This is a genomic window from Streptomyces yokosukanensis (assembly GCF_001514035.1).
GTDB classification, from domain to species: Bacteria; Actinomycetota; Actinomycetes; order Streptomycetales; family Streptomycetaceae; genus Streptomyces; species Streptomyces yokosukanensis.
In genome coordinates, this window is record NZ_KQ948216.1 from 294197 (window position 1) to 308468 (window position 14272).

Here is a 14272-nt window from a genome sequence, read left to right on the forward strand (position 1 = left end):
CTTGGCTGCTGAGCTGCACGTCGAGCTGGTCGCCGCCGACCGCCAGGTCTGGTCCGGCGAGGCCACCCTGGTCGTCGCGCGCACCACGTCCGGCGACATCGGCGTCATGCCCGGTCACCAGCCGCTGCTCGGTGTGCTGGAGTCGGGCCCGGTGACCATCCGTACGAGTGATGGTGGAACGGTCGTCGCTGCGGTGCACGGCGGTTTCATCTCGTTCGCGGACGACAAGCTGTCGCTGCTGGCCGAGATCGCCGAGCTGTCGGACGAGATCGATGTCCAGCGCACGGAGCGGGAGCTGGAGCGCGCGAAGGCGGAGGGCGATGCCGCCGCCGAGCGCCGCGCAGATGTCCGCCTGCGTGCGGCGGCGGCGCGCTGAGTCCAGCGCGCGGTATGACGTGACTCAGCCGCGGCCGGCCCGGAGCAATCCGGTGCCGGTCGCGGCTGAGGCAGATGTGGGTGTTTTTCCGGTTTCATTACCCAGTGACAGTTGCAGTGCCTAGGAGACGAGGAGGTCGGTGCCGATGATCCTCGCTCTGACTGTGTGCGGGATCGTGGTCGCGCTCGTGGTGGCGGGACTGTTCCTGTTCGGGCTGCGGCGCAGACTCATCCAGCGTTCCGGCGGCACCTTCGACTGTTCCCTGCGCTGGGACGTGGCCGAGAAACCGGACGCGGGCGGAAAGGGCTGGAGCTACGGCGTCGCCCGCTACAACGGCGACCGCATCGAGTGGTACCGGGTCTTCTCCTACGCCCTGCGCCCCCGCCGCACCCTGGAGCGTGCGCAGATCGAGGTGGCCGGCCGCCGGTTGCCCGAGGGCGAGGAGGAACTGGCGCTGCTCTCCGACGCGGTGGTCCTCGCCTGTACGCATCGGGGCACGCGCCTCGAACTCGCCATGAGCGAAGACGCGCTGACCGGATTCCTCGCGTGGCTGGAGGCAGCCCCGCCCGGACAGCGTGTGAATGTGGCGTAGCCACATTCACACGCTGTGTGGGGGTACCCCCGGACGAAGTCTGGGGGAGCGTCAACGTCGCTTGAGGTTCTTTACAGGTTGCTGCTGATGGCGTTCACCAGTTCACCGTCGCCGGTGTCGCCGCTGAACTCCCAGAAGAACGCGCCGCCGAGGCCCTGGGACTTCGCCCAGCTCATCTTTCCGGCGATCGTCGACGGGGTGTCGTACGACCACCAGTTGCTGCCGCAGTGGGCGTACGCGGTGCCGGCGATGGTGCCGGTGACGGGGCAGGACGTCTTGAGCACCTTGTAGTCCTCGATGCCCTGTTCGTAGGTGCCGGCCGCGGGTCCCGTGGCCGTGCCGCCCGGGGCGTCCTGGGTGACGCCGGTCCAGCCGCGGCCGTAGAGGCCGATGCCGAGGAGCAGCTTGGACGCGGGGACGCCGACGGACTTGTACTTGGCGATCGCGTCAGCGGTGGTGAAGCCGGCCTTCGGGATGCCGGAGTACGAGGTGAGCGGGGAGTGCGGGGCGGTGGGGCCCTGGGCGTCCCAGGCGCCGAAGAAGTCGTACGTCATCACGTTGTACCAGTCGACGTACTGGGCGGCGCCCGCGTAGTCCGCGGCCTCGATCTTGCCGCCGGAGGAGCCGTCGGCGGTGACCGCGGCGGTGACCAGCTTGCTCGAACCGAACTTGGCGCGCAGCGCGGCCATCACGTTCTTGAAGGCTGCCGCCCCGCTGGTGTCGCAGGACAGGCCGCAGGCGTTCGGGTACTCCCAGTCGATGTCGATGCCGTCGAAGACATCGGCCCAGCGCGGGTCGTTGACCAGGCTGTAGCAGGAGTCCGCGAACGCGGTGGGGTTGGCCGCGGCCTGGGCGAACCCACCGGACCAGGTCCAGCCGCCGAAGGACCACAGGATCTTGAGGTTCGGGTACTTGGCCTTCAGCTCGCGCAGCTGGTTGAAATTGCCGCGCAGCGGCTGGTCCCAGGTGTCGGCCACGCCGCTGACCGACTGGTCGGCGGTGAAGGCCTTGTCGTAGTCGGCGTAGGAGTCGCCGATCGCGCACTGGCCGTTCGTCACGTTGCCGAAGGCGTAGTTGATGTGCGTGATCTTCGCCGCGGAGCCGGACGTCACCAGGTTCTTGACGTTGTAGTTGCGGCCGTAGATGCCCCACTCGGTGAAGTAGCCGAGCTTGACCTTGTCGCCGGTGGGCGGGGGAGTGGTGCCGCCGCCGGTGGTGTGCACCTTGACCGCGCCGCTGACCGGGCCGGTCTGGTCGGCGGTGTCGCGGGCCTGCACGGTGTAGGAGTAGTCGGTGCCGGCACTCAGGCCGCTGTCCGTGTACGAGGTCGTCGTCACGGTGGAGACGACCTTGCCGTCGCGCAGGACGTCGTAGTTCTTCACGCCCTTGTCGTCGGTGGCCGCGCCCCAGGAGAGCTTGGCCGAGGTGTCGGTGACGGCCGAGGCGGTCGGGGTGCCCGGCGCGGAGGGCGCCGCGTCACCGGGGACCGTCGTACCGTCGCAACTGTCGCCGTTCAGCTTGCAGTTGGCAGGCGAGCCCGAGCCTGAGCCGTTGAAGCCGAAGGAGACGGAGGCGCCGGGGGCGATGCTGCCGTTGTAGGACTTGTTCTTGGCGGTCCAGTGGTTGCCGGAGCTGGTGACGTCCGCGTCCCAGGCGGAGGTGACGGACGTACCGGAGGGGAAGTCCCACTCGACGGTCCAGGAGCTGATGCTGGAGGCGCCGGTGTTCTTGATGGTCCACTGACCACCGAAGCCGGTTCCCCAGTCGCTGGTCTTGGTGAAGCTCGCCGTCGCGTTGCCCGCGGCCTGGGCGGGGCCCGCAAGACCGACGAGGCCGGCCAGGGGGAGCAGCAGGGTCGCGAAGCCCGCCGCGGCTCTGTGTCTGAGTCTGAAGCGCATGCTGCGCCTCCTCGTTATGGGGAATGTAAGGGGGTGTCAGGGGCATGACTGAGCCTTCACACCCATGGTGCTGTGAGAGTAGGAAGGTCTGGACCACGGGTCAATAGGTCTGGACCAATCCGGCTCCGGTCTTCCGGCGCCGCCTCTCAGATCCCCAACTCCTGAGCCAGTACGGCCGCTTGGACCCGGCTGCGCAGCCCCAGCTTGGCCAGCAGCCGGCTCACATGCGTCTTCACCGTGCCCTCCGCCGTCTGCAGCCGCGCGGCGATCTCGGCGTTCGACAGCCCCTGCCCGACACAGGACAGCACCTCGCGCTCGCGCCGGGTCAGCCCGTCGAGCGCGGCCGGATCGGCCTTCGGCCCCCGTACCGGGCCCGCCGCGAACTCGGAGATCAGCCGCCGGGTCACCGCCGGTGCGACGATCCCCTCCCCGCGTGCCACCGTGCGCACCGCCTCCAGCAGGTCCCGCGCCTCGGTGTTCTTCAGCAGGAACCCGGCCGCCCCCGCCCGCAGCGCCCCGAACACGTACTCGTCCAGATCGAAGGTGGTCAGCACCAGCACGTCGGCGAGCTGCTCCGCCACGATCTGCCGGGTCGCCGACACCCCGTCCAGGCGCGGCATCTGCACGTCCATCAGCACGAGGTCCGGCCGCAGTTCCCGCGCCAGCTCCACCGCCCGCTCGCCGTCCGCCGCCTCGCCGATCACCTCGATGTCGGGGGCGCTGCGCAGGATCAGGACGAGCCCGGCGCGCACGGCGGACTGGTCCTCGGCGACGAGGACAGTGATCACGGGAGGTCTCCTTCGGAATGGGCTTCGGTGTCGGTGAGGGGAAGCGTGGCACGTACGGTCCACAGGCCCGCCACGGGTCCGGCCGAGAAACCGCCGCCGAGCAGGGCCGCTCGCTCCCGCATCCCCGTCAGTCCCGAGCCCGATCCGGGCGCGCGCGGGGTGTCACCGGGCCGGTAGGAGCTGGTGACGCTCACGTGCAGGGTGCCGTCGGCCTGTCGCAGGGCGACCCGGACGGGCCCCGGCGCCGCGTGCTTGAGCGCGTTGGTCAGCGACTCCTGCACGATCCGGTACGCGGCCAGCTCCACCGGCGCCGGCACCCGGCCGTGTCCGGCCTCCAGGCGGACGTCGAGGCCGTTGGCGCAGGCGCCCTTGACCAGGGTGGCGAGACCGTCGAGGGTCGGTGTCGCGGCCGGCTCCAGATCGCCGCTGCTGTCCCGCAGGATGCCGATCAGCCGTCGCATCTCGGCCAGTCCCTTCACACTGTTCTCCCGGATCACGCTCAGCGCGTCCCGGGAGGTCTGCGGATCGTCGAGGGACAGCGCGGCGGTGGAGTGGATCGCGATCGCGGACAGGTGGTTGGCCACCATGTCGTGCAACTCCCGTGCCATCCCGGCTCGTTCGGCCGTGATCGCCTGTGTGCGGTCCATCTCGGCGAGCAGTGCGGTCTGTTCGGCACGCAGCCGGGCGGCCTCGGCCGCGTCGCGGTGGTTGCGCACCACCCAGCCGGTCGCGGCGGGCGCCAGCGCGACCACGCCGACGCCCACACCGATCAGCAGCGCCTGCGGATCGCGCCAGAGGGCGGCCGGTGCGACACCGCCGAGCACCGTGAGCAGTCCGGTGATCCACGGGATGCGGCGGGCCGAGGACGGGGTGCCGTACAGGACGGCCGCGTACATCAGGTCGGTGTACAGCACGACGGTGACGACGCTGCCGACGGTCACCGTGTCCAGGGTCAGGGCGAGCGTGCCGATCGCCAGACCGATGTGGGGCCGGGTGCGGCGCAGCGGCTCGCAGGCGGCCGTCATGGCGAGCGGGACCAGCGGGGCCCAGGGCGCGGCCCACAGCACGAGCGAGTCCGACGGAACCCGTGGATGGATGCCGAGCAGCCACAGCAGCACCCCGCCGAGCAGCCCGCCCACGGCGATCCGGACGTCGTGGCGGTGGGGACCGGGAGGTAGCAGGGGCATGCCTCCATCCAACACAGCTCGCGGCGGGCCCGCCTGCTCCCCCGGCAGGGTCCTGGACTGCAACTTTCGCTTACGCCGGGTTTCGCCCGCGCCGACGATGAACCGCGCTTCGGCGGCGGGGAGCCTGGAGGGGTGAGCGAGGGGAGTGAGCTGTGGTCGTCGGATTGATCATCGCGTGTGAGGTTGCGTTCTGGGTGCTGCTGGCGGCCGGACTGACCTTCCGGTACGGCCTGCGGATGCCCCGCACGGGCCTCGCCCTGCTGCTGTGCGAGCCGCTCCTCGAGGTCGTGCTCTTCGCCGTGACCGCGATCGACCTGAAGAACGGCGCGCAGCCGGACTGGCGGCACGGCCTGGCCGCCGTCTACATCGGATTCACGGTCGGGCTCGGGCACTCGACGATCCGGTGGGCCGACGCCCGGGTCGCCCACCGCTTCGCCGGCGGCCCGCCCCCGGTGAAGCCGCCCCGCTACGGCACGGCCCGCGCCGTCCACGAGTGGAAGGTCGCGGGCCGCTGGGTGCTGGCCTCCGTGGTCGCCCTCGTCCTGCTCCAGGCCGCCATCTGGTACGTCGGCTCCGGCGGTGACACCGGCTCACTGCGTCAGTGGCAGCTGCGGATGCTGTGGCTCATCGGCATCAACGTCGTCATCGCGGGCAGCTACACCCTCTTCCCGAAGAAGAAGCCGGCCGGGCAGCGCTGACACCGCCCGCCCGGCAGCCGCCCTCAGCCCCCCGGCCGGGAGGCCGAGTCAGTCCCGTTCGCCGCCCGGCACCCACAGGATGTCGCCGACCTCCTCGTTGGCCGTGCGCGCCAGGATGAAGAGGAGGTCGGAGAGGCGGTTGAGGTAGGTGGCGGTGAGGGGGTTCATCGTGTCGGCGTGGACCTCCAGGGCCGCCCAGGTGGAGCGCTCGGCGCGACGGGCGACCGTGCAGGCCTGGTGCAGCAGGGCCGCGCCCGGGGTGCCGCCGGGCAGGATGAAGGAGCGCAGCTTCTCCAGCCGCTCGTTGAAGCGGTCGCAGTCCGCCTCCAGCTTGTCCACGTAGAACTGCTCCACCCTGAGCGGCGGGTACTCCGGGTTCTCCGCCACCGGCGTCGACAGATCCGCACCCACGTCGAACAGGTCGTTCTGGACACGGGTGAGGACCTTGACGACGTCCGCGTCCAGGCCGCCCAGCGCGATCGCGGTACCGATCGCCGCGTTCGCCTCGTTGGCGTCCGCGTACGCCGAGATCCTGAGGTCCGTCTTGGGCACCCGGCTCATGTCGCCGAGGTTGGTGGTGCCCTTGTCGCCGGTCCGGGTGTAGATGCGCGTCAGATTGACCATACGGCCAGCGTAGTTATGCCCCGGCCGTGCGGAACACTCGTGTGCCCACCGTCACCGTGAGCGCCGCGAAGCCGACGGCGACGAGGGCGCCGTAGAGCATGGGAGTGCCGGTGTAGCGGCCGACGTAGGCGTCGCGGACCGCGTCCACCAGATAGCGGAACGGCACGAAGTGCGAGAGCACGTCCAGCCAGGCGGGCGCGAGGGTCATCGGGAGCATCAGGCCCGACAGCAGCATCGACGGCATCGACACCATGTTGATCAGCGGGCCGAACTCCTGCGGGGTGTTGACCTTCATGCCGAGCGCGTACGACAGCGAGGCCAGCGAGAGCGTCAGCAGGGCGACGAACGCGAAGCCGATCAGGATGCCCGCGAGCGGTGCCCGCAGGCCCATCACCAGCGCGGCCAGCACCAGCAGCACCGCCTGGAGCACGAAGACCGTGGCGTCGCGCAGCACCCGGCCGAGCAGGAGGGCGAGCCGGCTGACGGGGGTCACCCGCATCCGCTCCACCACCCCCTGGCCCTTCTCGACGATCACCGTGAACCCCGCGAACAGGGCGCCGAACAGCCCGAGTTGGAGCAGCAGTCCGGGCACGAGCACCTGCCAGGAGCTGCCCGCCCCGCCGAGCGGCAGACCGGTGAGCAACGGGCCGTAGAAGAGGAGATAGAGCAGCGGGGTGAGCACCCCGAAGAGCAGCGCGAAACGGGAGCGCAGCGACTGGCGGAGGTAGCGGCCGTAGATGAGGGCCGTGTCGTGCAGCAGCATCTTCGGTGATCCCTAGACGGCGACGGGGGCGGTGTCGGCCGATGGGGAGGGCCCGCGGCCGGTGATGGCGAGGAAGGTGTCCTGGAGGGGGGCGTCGATCGAACCGCCGTGCTTCAGCTTGAGGGCGCTCGGGGTGCCCTCGGCCGCGACCTCGCCCCGGTCCACGATCACCAGGCGGTCGGCGAGGGCGTCGGCCTCGTCCAGGTAGTGGGTGGTCAGGAAGACGGTCGTGCCGTGCTTGTCGCGCAGCCTGCGGACCAGGTCCCACAGGTCGGCGCGGCTGCCCGGGTCCAGGCCGGTCGTCGGCTCGTCCAGGAACAGCACCTTCGGCCGGTGCGTGAGCGCCATCGCGATGTCCAGCCGGCGGCGCTGCCCGCCGGACAGGGCGCCGGCCTTGCGGTCGAGGAGTCCGGTGAGGCCCAGCTCGCGGGCCAGTTCCCCGGCCCGCGCGCCGGCCTCGGCCTTCGGCAGGCGGTACATCCGCCCCTGGGTGGCCAGTTCCTCCCGCACGGTGATCTGCGGATCGACGCCGCCGCACTGGGCGACGTACCCGATCGTGGCGCGCACCCCGGCCGGGTCCGCCGCCAGATCGTGTCCGGCGACGGTGGCCGCGCCGCCGGTCGGCTTCAGCAGGGTGGTGAGCATTCGCAGGGTGGTGGTCTTGCCGGCGCCGTTGGGGCCGAGGAAGCCGAGGATCTCGCCCTCGCGGACGGCGAGGTCGATGCCGCGCACGGCCGCCACGGGCCCGGCCTTGGTCTGGAAGGTGCGGGTGAGTCCCGCCGCGCTGATGACTGTTGCCATGCCCACAGAAAAACAGAGTCCCTGAATTTTTGCAATGACCCCAAATTTCAATCAGGCCCAGCGAAGCTAGGATGCGGGCATGGCAGAGGGGCTCAGGGAGCGGAAGAAGCGGCAGACCAGGCAGTACATCTCGGATGTCGCCACCGGGCTGTTCATCGAGCGCGGCTTCGACGCGGTGACGGTCGCGGAGATCGCCGAGGCGGCGAACGTCTCCGTCAACACCGTCTACAACTACTTCCCCGCCAAGGAGGACCTCTTCTTCGACCGCTCCGCCGGCGTGGTCGACCGCCTCGCCCGCTGGGTGCGGGGCCGGCCGGAGGGCGAGTCGGCCGCCGCCGCCGTCCTGCGCGAGCTGCGCGAGGAGGTCGAGGCCGTCTCGCCCCGGGTCGGCCTGCTCTCCGGCTACGCGGCCTTCATGAAGGTCGTCGAGGAGGCCCCCGCCCTGCGCTCCCGCCTCTGGGCCGTCGCCCAGGAGGTCCAGGCCGCCCTGGAGCAGGCGCTGCGCGAGGAGGCCGGCGCCGCCGAGGGCGACGAGCTGCCTCACCTGATGGCCGGTCAGATCGGCTGGATCCACAGCACGGTCGTCGCGGTCATCGGGCGCGAGATGGTCAAAGGGCGCGAACCGCGCGAAGTGTCTCGAGAGGTGCTCGCCCTCCTCGACGACATCGAGGACCTGTTGAGCGAACGCGTCCTCGGTTATGCGGTGCGCACACGGGACCAGTGCTCCGACGGGCGGCGCGCGGGGGCGCCGGGCGCCGCATCCCCCGGCTCGTGAGGCGTCGACCTGCGTCAACCGGCGTGAACCCGCAGGGAATTGACGCTTCGGCCGCCAACGCCCGAAACCCGGCCGGACCGGTCGGCGGGAGGGGCGCCGAGTCCCTCGATCGAGACGTGACGGTTGTCTCAGCGTCTGAGACGTGACACGCGTTACTAACCGCTCGCACTGCGCTGTCGGAGCGCTATGGTCCGCCGGAGAAGCAGACTTGGAGCGCGTTCGAGGGAGTCGTCAGTGGCACGGAAGCTCGCCGTCATCGGGGCCGGCCTCATGGGGTCGGGAATCTCTCAGGTCGCCGCGCGGGCGGGCTGGGACGTCGTCATGCGCGACGTCACCGACGAGGCGCTCACGCGTGGCACCGACGGCATCAAGGCCTCGTTCGACAAGTTCGTGAGCAAGGGGAAGATGGAGGCGCACGACGCCGACACCGCCCTGGCCCGCATCACCACGACCACGGACCTGGACGCCGCCGCCGACGCGGACATCGTGGTCGAGGCCGTCTTCGAGAAGCTGGAGGTCAAGCACGAGATCTTCCGCGCGCTCGACAAGCTGGTGCGCCCGGACACCGTGCTCGCCTCCAACACCTCCGCCATCCCGATCACCAAGATCGCGGCGGCCACCGAGCACCCCGAGCGGGTCGTCGGCGTCCACTTCTTCTCGCCGGTGCCGATGATGCGGCTCGTCGAGCTGGTCCGCGGCTACAAGACGAGCGACGAAACCCTCGCCACCGCACGGGAGTTCGCCGAGTCGGTCGGCAAGACCTGCATCGTCGTCAACCGGGACGTGGCCGGCTTCGTGACCACCCGGCTGATCTCCGCCCTCGTGGTCGAGGCGATCAAGCTCTACGAGTCCGGCGTCGCCACCGCCGAGGACATCGACCTCGCCTGCAAGCTGGGCTTCGGCCACGCCATGGGCCCGCTCGCCACCACCGACCTCACCGGCGTGGACATCCTGCTGCACGCCACCGGCAACATCTACACCGAGTCCCAGGACGAGAAGTTCGCGCCGCCGGAGCTGATGCGCCGGATGGTGGATGCCGGTGACATCGGCCGCAAGAGCGGGCAGGGCTTCTACAAGTACTGAGCACCACTCCGCACACCTCCCGTACGCACACACGCCGGACATTCACCCCGGGAACATCACTCCCCGGGGTGAATTCGGTATCGGTTCGCTTACAAGCAGCAACCGCACCACCACTCACGCAGTCAGACGGTGCACAGCATCGTCACCGAGTACGCCAACCGCACTCATACGCCAACCGCACTCAACGGGGAGCGCATATGCACATCAGGGGCGACCATGCCGAGCTGGTCGTCGGGGGCCGCCTCGACGTCCGCAGCGCGGCGGACGCCCGTACGGCCCTGCACTCGGCCGTCGACGACGGAGTCGGCGACCTCGTGCTCGACCTGTCCGAACTGGACTCCTGGGACGCCACCGGGCTCGGTGTGATCATGGGTGCCCATCGGCGGGCCGGCCGCTGCGGTCGCCGCCTGGTGCTGCGCGGCGTCCCGCCACAGATGCAGCGCCTGCTGGTGGCCACCCGGCTGCATCGCATCCTCGCCATCGAAGGCGGCATCGGGGTCGAGTCGCTGCCGCGGGCGTGACCGACGCGGCGACCCGGGCGCGGTGAACGGTGGGACACGGGCGACGGGGGAGACGCGGACACGGCGGCCCGCGCGCATGTCGGGGGCAATCCTCACCGGACTGTGACGTCTCGGGCCGTACGGCACCCCGCCCTGTCGGAGATACTGAGCGAAGGTTTAGGGTTCGGTCGCCCGCCGCTTCGCAACCCTCGATCGAGCGGGCCCGGACCAGAAGCGACAGCGCGGTGTGCGACAAGGCCGGGAGGGGCCGGATCGCGGGCACACGACGCTTTTGGGGGGCTTGAACCCATGGAACGCATGGAACCCATGGACCCGATCGACCGGGGACCCGAGGAGCACGGTCAGGCGCACAGCCGCCGCACGCCCCGGGAATCCCTCACCTCGGACTTCGGCCAGAGCACGCCCGCGCTCGCCCGGACGGCGCAACTGGTCACCGGTGACCTGCTGCTGACCGTCAACCCCGTCGACGGCAGCGAGATAGAGCCCTGCCCGCCCGCCGAGCGACCGCAAAGGCCCCGCAAGCGCACCGCGGCCGACCGTGCCGAGGCGGAGCGCGCCGCCCGCCCGCCCGTGCCGCCCGGCCCCGCCCAGCCGGCCCTCTCCCTCCTGGAACGCCAGGACGAACGCGAACGCCTGGTCCGACTGCTGGCCCGGGGCCGCACCGTCCGGCTCACCGGGCCCGGCGGCGCGGGCCGCACCGCCCTGCTGGACCTCGTCGCCGAGGACTGCCTGGACCTCGCCCCCGACGGCGTGGTCCGGCTGAGCGGCTTCCACCGCACCGCCGCCGACCTTCTGCGCGACCTCTTCCACGCCGTCTACGACGCCCCGTACCACCGTCTCGAACCGGACGAACTGCGGGCACTCGTCCGCGAGATCGGCGCGGTCGTCGTCCTGGACGACGCCGAGATCGGCGGCGCCGCCCTCGACGAGCTGATCGAGGCCACCCCCGAGTGCGCGTTCCTGATCGGCGCCACCCCCGAAGTGCCCGCTCCCTCCGCCGAGTCCGCGGTCGAGGAGGTCTTCCTCCGCGGTCTCGACCGCGCCGCCGGCGTGGAGATCCTGGAGCGGACCGTCGGCCGCGTCCTCACCGAGGAGGAGGCCAACTGGGCCGGCGACCTGTGGTTCGAGTCCGAGGGGCTGCCGCTGCGGTTCGTCCAGGCCGGCGCCCTGCTCCGGCAGCGGGACGAACTGCGGGCCGGCGCCGGAGCGGTGGACGAGTACGGCGTCTTCGAGGACGTACGCCCGGAGCTGCGGCCGCCCGTCGAGGTGCCGGTGGAGCCGACGCGGGACGTGCCGCTGCCCTCCCTCGGCGAGGCCGCCGCGCCCGCCCCGCTGCTCGCCTCCCGGCTCAGCGCATCCGCCCGCGCCACCCTGCGCTTCGCCGTCGCCCTCGGCGGTGAGGTCCCGCACCAGGCCCATCTGCCGGCGCTGATCGGCGACACCCACGCCGACGCCGCCCTCGGCGAGCTGGCGGCCTGCGGACTGGTCTCCCCGGTCGGCGCCCGCTACCGCCTCGCGGCCGGTGTGCAGACCCAGCTGGAGGCCGCGGGGTACGGCGACGACGCCGAGGCCCAGGCGCTGACCGCCGCCGAGCACTACGCCTGGTGGGCCGGGCATCCCTCGGTCACCCCCGAGCGGGTGGGCGCGGAGGCCGGCGCGGTGCTGGCCGCGCTCACGGCGGTCGTGCCGCGGACGGCGCCGGGCGCGGAGGGGGAGACGAGCTGCGCGGTACGGCTCGCCCGCACGGCCGCGCCCGCCTTCGCCGCCGGGCTGCACTGGAACGCCTGGGAACGGGCCCTGCGCTCCGGCGCCGAGGCCTCCCGGCTCTCCGGCGAGGTGCACGAACAGGTCTACTTCCACCACGAGTTGGGTGTTCTGGCGCTGTGCGCCGGTCAGCTCGACCGGGCCCGCGCCGAGCTGGAGGCGTCCATCGGGCTGCGCGGCGCGCTCGCCGACAAGCGCGGCATGGTCGCCGGGCGGCGTGCCCTCGCCCTGGTCGCCGACCGCTCCGGCGACGTGCCCGGCATCGCGGCGACGGCGGGGGAGGAGCCGCCGGAGACACGGCACGAGGAGTCGGCGCCGCCGCCGTACGTGCCCCTCGACGACCCCCTGGTCACGCGGCGGCTCCCGGCCGCGGCGACGCGTGTCGGGGGCCTCGGACGGCTGGCCCGCCGCAACCTCGTGGCGGTCGGTTCCGGGGCGCTGCTCGCCGCCGTGCTCGGTACGGTCGTCACGCTCGGCATGACGTCCAACGAGAACGCCGACAAGAACCCGGCCGGCAAGGTCGACGTCAATCCGTCGGCGAGCCAGGGCACGGGCGACGGCGACCTCGGCGCGGACCCCAAGAAGGACCCGGCGGCGGGCGCCGGTTCGGTCCCGACCGCCGCCCGCCCGACGGAGCCGGGCCCCGACGGCTCCTACGGCACGACGGACGACCCGACGCCGTCGCAGCCGACCATGACGCCCTCGGCCGATCCGAGCGACACCCGGAGCACGGGCGGCGGGCACGACACCTCCCCGACGCCGTCCAAGTCCGGGACGACCAAGCCGGGTTCACCGACCCCGACGAAGACGCCTCCCTCGGGCACCCCGACCCCGACGAAGACGCCTCCTTCGGACACTCCCACCCCGACTCCGACGCCGACCCAGACGGGCACGACCCCGACCACGACGGACTCGGCGAGCGGGCCGACGACTCCGACCGGTTCCGAATCGGCCCCGAAACCGTCCGGCACGGTGATGTGACCCCCTCCCGAGGGGGAGAGGGGGCGGCAGGGGGAGCCGCTCAGAACAGGCGGAGCTTGTCGTCCTCGATGCCGCGCAGGGCGTCGTAGTCGAGGACCTGGCAGTTGATGCCGCGGTCGGTGGCGAGGACGCGGGCCTGGGGCTTGATCTCCTGCGCGGCGAAGACGCCGCGGACCGGGGCCAGATGGGGGTCTCGGTTCAACAGCTCCAGATAGCGGGTGAGTTGCTCCACGCCGTCGATCTCGCCCCGCCGCTTGATCTCGACCGCGACCGTCCGGCCGTCCGCGTCGCGGCACAGGATGTCCACCGGGCCGATGGCCGTCATGTACTCGCGGCGGATGAGCGTGTACCCGTCGCCGAGCGTCTCGATGCGGTCGGCGAGCAGCTCCTGCAGGTGCGCTTCCACGCCGTCCTTGATCAGGCCCGGGTCCACACCGAGTTCGTGCGAGGAATCGTGGAGGATCTCCTCCATCGTGATGATCAGTTTCTCGCCCGCCTTGTTGATGACGGTCCACACCCCCTCGTCCTCGCCGGTCCCCTCCTTCAGCGTGCAGGGCGGCGACATCCAGTTGAGGGGCTTGTAGGCCCGGTCGTCGGCGTGGATGGAGACGCTGCCGTCCGCCTTGACCAGGATCAGGCGGGGAGCCGAGGGCAGGTGGGCGGTGAGCCGGCCGGCGTAGTCGACCGAGCATCGGGCAATGACGAGACGCATGGTCGGCAACGCTACTCGACGCGCGCCGGTGCACGCGATTCGTCCATCGCGCTCCCTGTGTATCGCCCCAATTGTCCCTGGAAGCTCTTGTTCATCTCTGGCCGATTGTGCCGTAACGGGACCGTTCCATATACGCATTCTGCTGGTGTGGTCACCGACGGTTGCCTACCGTAGGGAACGGGAGGTCGCGGTCCATGTACTGAGCGTGTTCGAAATCGCGAACTCCCTGACCTGTCCGGCAACCCCTGCTCTTCGGGGGTGCGAGAGGAGAACCCATGTCGCTCGACGTCTCACCGGCCCTACTCGAACAGGCCGAGCGAGGCGAGGTCGACGAAGCAGCATTCGTCGACTGCGTCCGGACCTCCCTGCCCTACGCGTGGGAGATGATCAGCTCCCTGGTGGCCCAGCTGAAGGTCGACGGCGGACCGTTCGCCGACAACCAGACGCCCCCGCCGGACGAGCAGGCACGCGGTCAGCTGCTGCGTGCGCTCGCGAGTGACGCCATCCGCGGCGCCCTGCAGCGGCACTTCGGTGTGCGGCTGGCCTTCCAGAACTGTCACCGGGTGGCGGTGTTCCCGCCGGACGCCTCGGCGGACGAGACGCTGGCCCGCTTCACCTCGGTGCGCAACCAGTTGCTGAACCAGTCGCCGGAACTTCGGGACTGCTGACGGGCGGAACCGGTACGGCGGAGCCCGAGAGCCGCTTGCTT

At 71.2% G+C, this 14272-nt stretch carries 15 protein-coding genes; 8 read left to right on the top strand and 7 right to left on the bottom strand.

Annotated elements, in window-relative coordinates:
- The first annotated feature begins 1 nt into the window (after nt 1).
- Nucleotides 2-376 carry a F0F1 ATP synthase subunit epsilon gene (locus AQI95_RS27370; protein ID WP_067129289.1) on the top strand — a complete coding sequence of 125 codons (375 nt, stop codon included), beginning with the start codon at nt 2-4 and terminating at the stop codon, nt 374-376.
- A 145-nt stretch (nt 377-521) separates the two neighbouring features.
- Nucleotides 522-968, top strand: a complete 447-nt coding sequence (locus AQI95_RS27375) for a DUF2550 domain-containing protein (RefSeq protein WP_067129292.1) — start codon at nt 522-524, stop codon at nt 966-968.
- Between the two features lie 71 nt (nt 969-1039).
- Here the strand turns inward: AQI95_RS27375 and AQI95_RS27380 are convergent, their stop codons facing one another.
- From AQI95_RS27380 to AQI95_RS27390, 3 genes are all read right to left on the bottom strand, one after another.
- Nucleotides 1040-2866 (bottom strand): glycoside hydrolase family 18 chitinase, encoded by a 1827-nt coding sequence (locus AQI95_RS27380; protein ID WP_067129295.1) that lies wholly within the window; start codon nt 2864-2866, stop codon nt 1040-1042.
- A gap of 146 nt (nt 2867-3012) precedes the next feature.
- A complete protein-coding gene (locus AQI95_RS27385) occupies nt 3013-3654 on the bottom strand; it encodes a response regulator (protein ID WP_067129298.1) in 642 nt (213 codons plus the stop codon).
- Nucleotides 3651-4841, bottom strand: coding sequence for a sensor histidine kinase (locus AQI95_RS27390; protein ID WP_067129301.1), 1191 nt, complete (start codon nt 4839-4841; stop codon nt 3651-3653). The genes AQI95_RS27385 and AQI95_RS27390 overlap by 4 nt, the downstream gene beginning before the upstream one ends.
- A 152-nt stretch (nt 4842-4993) precedes the next feature.
- Between AQI95_RS27390 and AQI95_RS27395 the strand changes: the two genes are divergently transcribed.
- Nucleotides 4994-5539 (top strand): hypothetical protein, encoded by a 546-nt coding sequence (locus AQI95_RS27395; RefSeq protein ID WP_067129304.1) that lies wholly within the window; start codon nt 4994-4996, stop codon nt 5537-5539.
- A gap of 48 nt (nt 5540-5587) precedes the next feature.
- On the opposite strand, the gene AQI95_RS27400 is transcribed toward AQI95_RS27395, so the two are convergent.
- Genes AQI95_RS27400 through AQI95_RS27410 form a run of 3 tightly spaced genes read right to left on the bottom strand, consistent with a single transcriptional unit; the run spans nt 5588 to nt 7727 of the window.
- Nucleotides 5588-6163: a cob(I)yrinic acid a,c-diamide adenosyltransferase gene (locus AQI95_RS27400; protein WP_067129307.1), complete on the bottom strand. Its 576-nt coding sequence runs from the start codon at nt 6161-6163 to the stop codon at nt 5588-5590.
- A 13-nt stretch (nt 6164-6176) separates the two neighbouring features.
- The gene (locus AQI95_RS27405; RefSeq protein WP_067129310.1) at nt 6177-6926 is read right to left on the bottom strand and encodes an ABC transporter permease; all 750 of its coding nucleotides are present in this window, start codon (nt 6924-6926) and stop codon (nt 6177-6179) included.
- Between the two features lie 12 nt (nt 6927-6938).
- Nucleotides 6939-7727 carry an ABC transporter ATP-binding protein gene (locus tag AQI95_RS27410; protein WP_067129491.1) on the bottom strand — a complete coding sequence of 263 codons (789 nt, stop codon included), beginning with the start codon at nt 7725-7727 and terminating at the stop codon, nt 6939-6941.
- Between the two features lie 79 nt (nt 7728-7806).
- Here AQI95_RS27410 and AQI95_RS27415 point away from each other — a divergent pair, with 79 nt between their 5' ends.
- The 4 genes from AQI95_RS27415 to AQI95_RS27430 all read left to right on the top strand — a co-directional run bounded on the left by AQI95_RS27415 (nt 7807) and on the right by AQI95_RS27430 (nt 12851).
- Nucleotides 7807-8502: a TetR/AcrR family transcriptional regulator gene (locus tag AQI95_RS27415; protein WP_067129313.1), complete on the top strand. Its 696-nt coding sequence runs from the start codon at nt 7807-7809 to the stop codon at nt 8500-8502.
- Nucleotides 8503-8736: 234 nt separating this feature from the next.
- The gene (locus AQI95_RS27420; protein ID WP_067129316.1) at nt 8737-9585 is read left to right on the top strand and encodes a 3-hydroxyacyl-CoA dehydrogenase family protein; all 849 of its coding nucleotides are present in this window, start codon (nt 8737-8739) and stop codon (nt 9583-9585) included.
- Nucleotides 9586-9782: 197 nt separating this feature from the next.
- Entirely contained in the window at nt 9783-10106 is a 324-nt protein-coding gene (locus tag AQI95_RS27425) for an STAS domain-containing protein (protein ID WP_067129319.1), read from the top strand.
- Nucleotides 10107-10412: 306 nt separating this feature from the next.
- Complete coding sequence (locus tag AQI95_RS27430) at nt 10413-12851, top strand: ATP-binding protein (protein ID WP_067129493.1); 2439 nt, start codon at nt 10413-10415, stop codon at nt 12849-12851.
- Nucleotides 12852-12891: 40 nt separating this feature from the next.
- On the opposite strand, the gene nucS is transcribed toward AQI95_RS27430, so the two are convergent.
- Nucleotides 12892-13563: an endonuclease NucS gene (gene nucS, locus AQI95_RS27435; RefSeq protein ID WP_067129322.1), complete on the bottom strand. Its 672-nt coding sequence runs from the start codon at nt 13561-13563 to the stop codon at nt 12892-12894.
- 275 nt (nt 13564-13838) lie between these two features.
- On the opposite strand from nucS, the gene AQI95_RS27440 reads away from it, so the two are divergent.
- The gene (locus tag AQI95_RS27440) at nt 13839-14231 is read left to right on the top strand and encodes an SCO5389 family protein (protein WP_067129325.1); all 393 of its coding nucleotides are present in this window, start codon (nt 13839-13841) and stop codon (nt 14229-14231) included.
- The last annotated feature ends 41 nt before the right edge of the window (nt 14232-14272 follow it).

What these genes read in the sequence shown, in the direction of transcription:
- AQI95_RS27375 (WP_067129292.1), top strand. Translation starts at nt 522, where the DNA reads ATGATCCTCGCTCTGACTGTGTGCGGGATCGTGGTCGCGCTCGTGGTG.
- AQI95_RS27380 (WP_067129295.1), bottom strand. Translation starts at nt 2,866, where the DNA reads ATGCGCTTCAGACTCAGACACAGAGCCGCGGCGGGCTTCGCGACCCTG.
- AQI95_RS27390 (WP_067129301.1), bottom strand. Translation starts at nt 4,841, where the DNA reads ATGCCCCTGCTACCTCCCGGTCCCCACCGCCACGACGTCCGGATCGCC.
- AQI95_RS27400 (WP_067129307.1), bottom strand. Translation starts at nt 6,163, where the DNA reads ATGGTCAATCTGACGCGCATCTACACCCGGACCGGCGACAAGGGCACC.
- AQI95_RS27405 (WP_067129310.1), bottom strand. Translation starts at nt 6,926, where the DNA reads ATGCTGCTGCACGACACGGCCCTCATCTACGGCCGCTACCTCCGCCAG.
- AQI95_RS27410 (WP_067129491.1), bottom strand. Translation starts at nt 7,727, where the DNA reads ATGGCAACAGTCATCAGCGCGGCGGGACTCACCCGCACCTTCCAGACC.
- AQI95_RS27415 (WP_067129313.1), top strand. Translation starts at nt 7,807, where the DNA reads ATGGCAGAGGGGCTCAGGGAGCGGAAGAAGCGGCAGACCAGGCAGTAC.
- AQI95_RS27425 (WP_067129319.1), top strand. Translation starts at nt 9,783, where the DNA reads ATGCACATCAGGGGCGACCATGCCGAGCTGGTCGTCGGGGGCCGCCTC.
- AQI95_RS27430 (WP_067129493.1), top strand. Translation starts at nt 10,413, where the DNA reads ATGGACCCGATCGACCGGGGACCCGAGGAGCACGGTCAGGCGCACAGC.
- nucS (WP_067129322.1), bottom strand. Translation starts at nt 13,563, where the DNA reads ATGCGTCTCGTCATTGCCCGATGCTCGGTCGACTACGCCGGCCGGCTC.
- AQI95_RS27440 (WP_067129325.1), top strand. Translation starts at nt 13,839, where the DNA reads ATGTCGCTCGACGTCTCACCGGCCCTACTCGAACAGGCCGAGCGAGGC.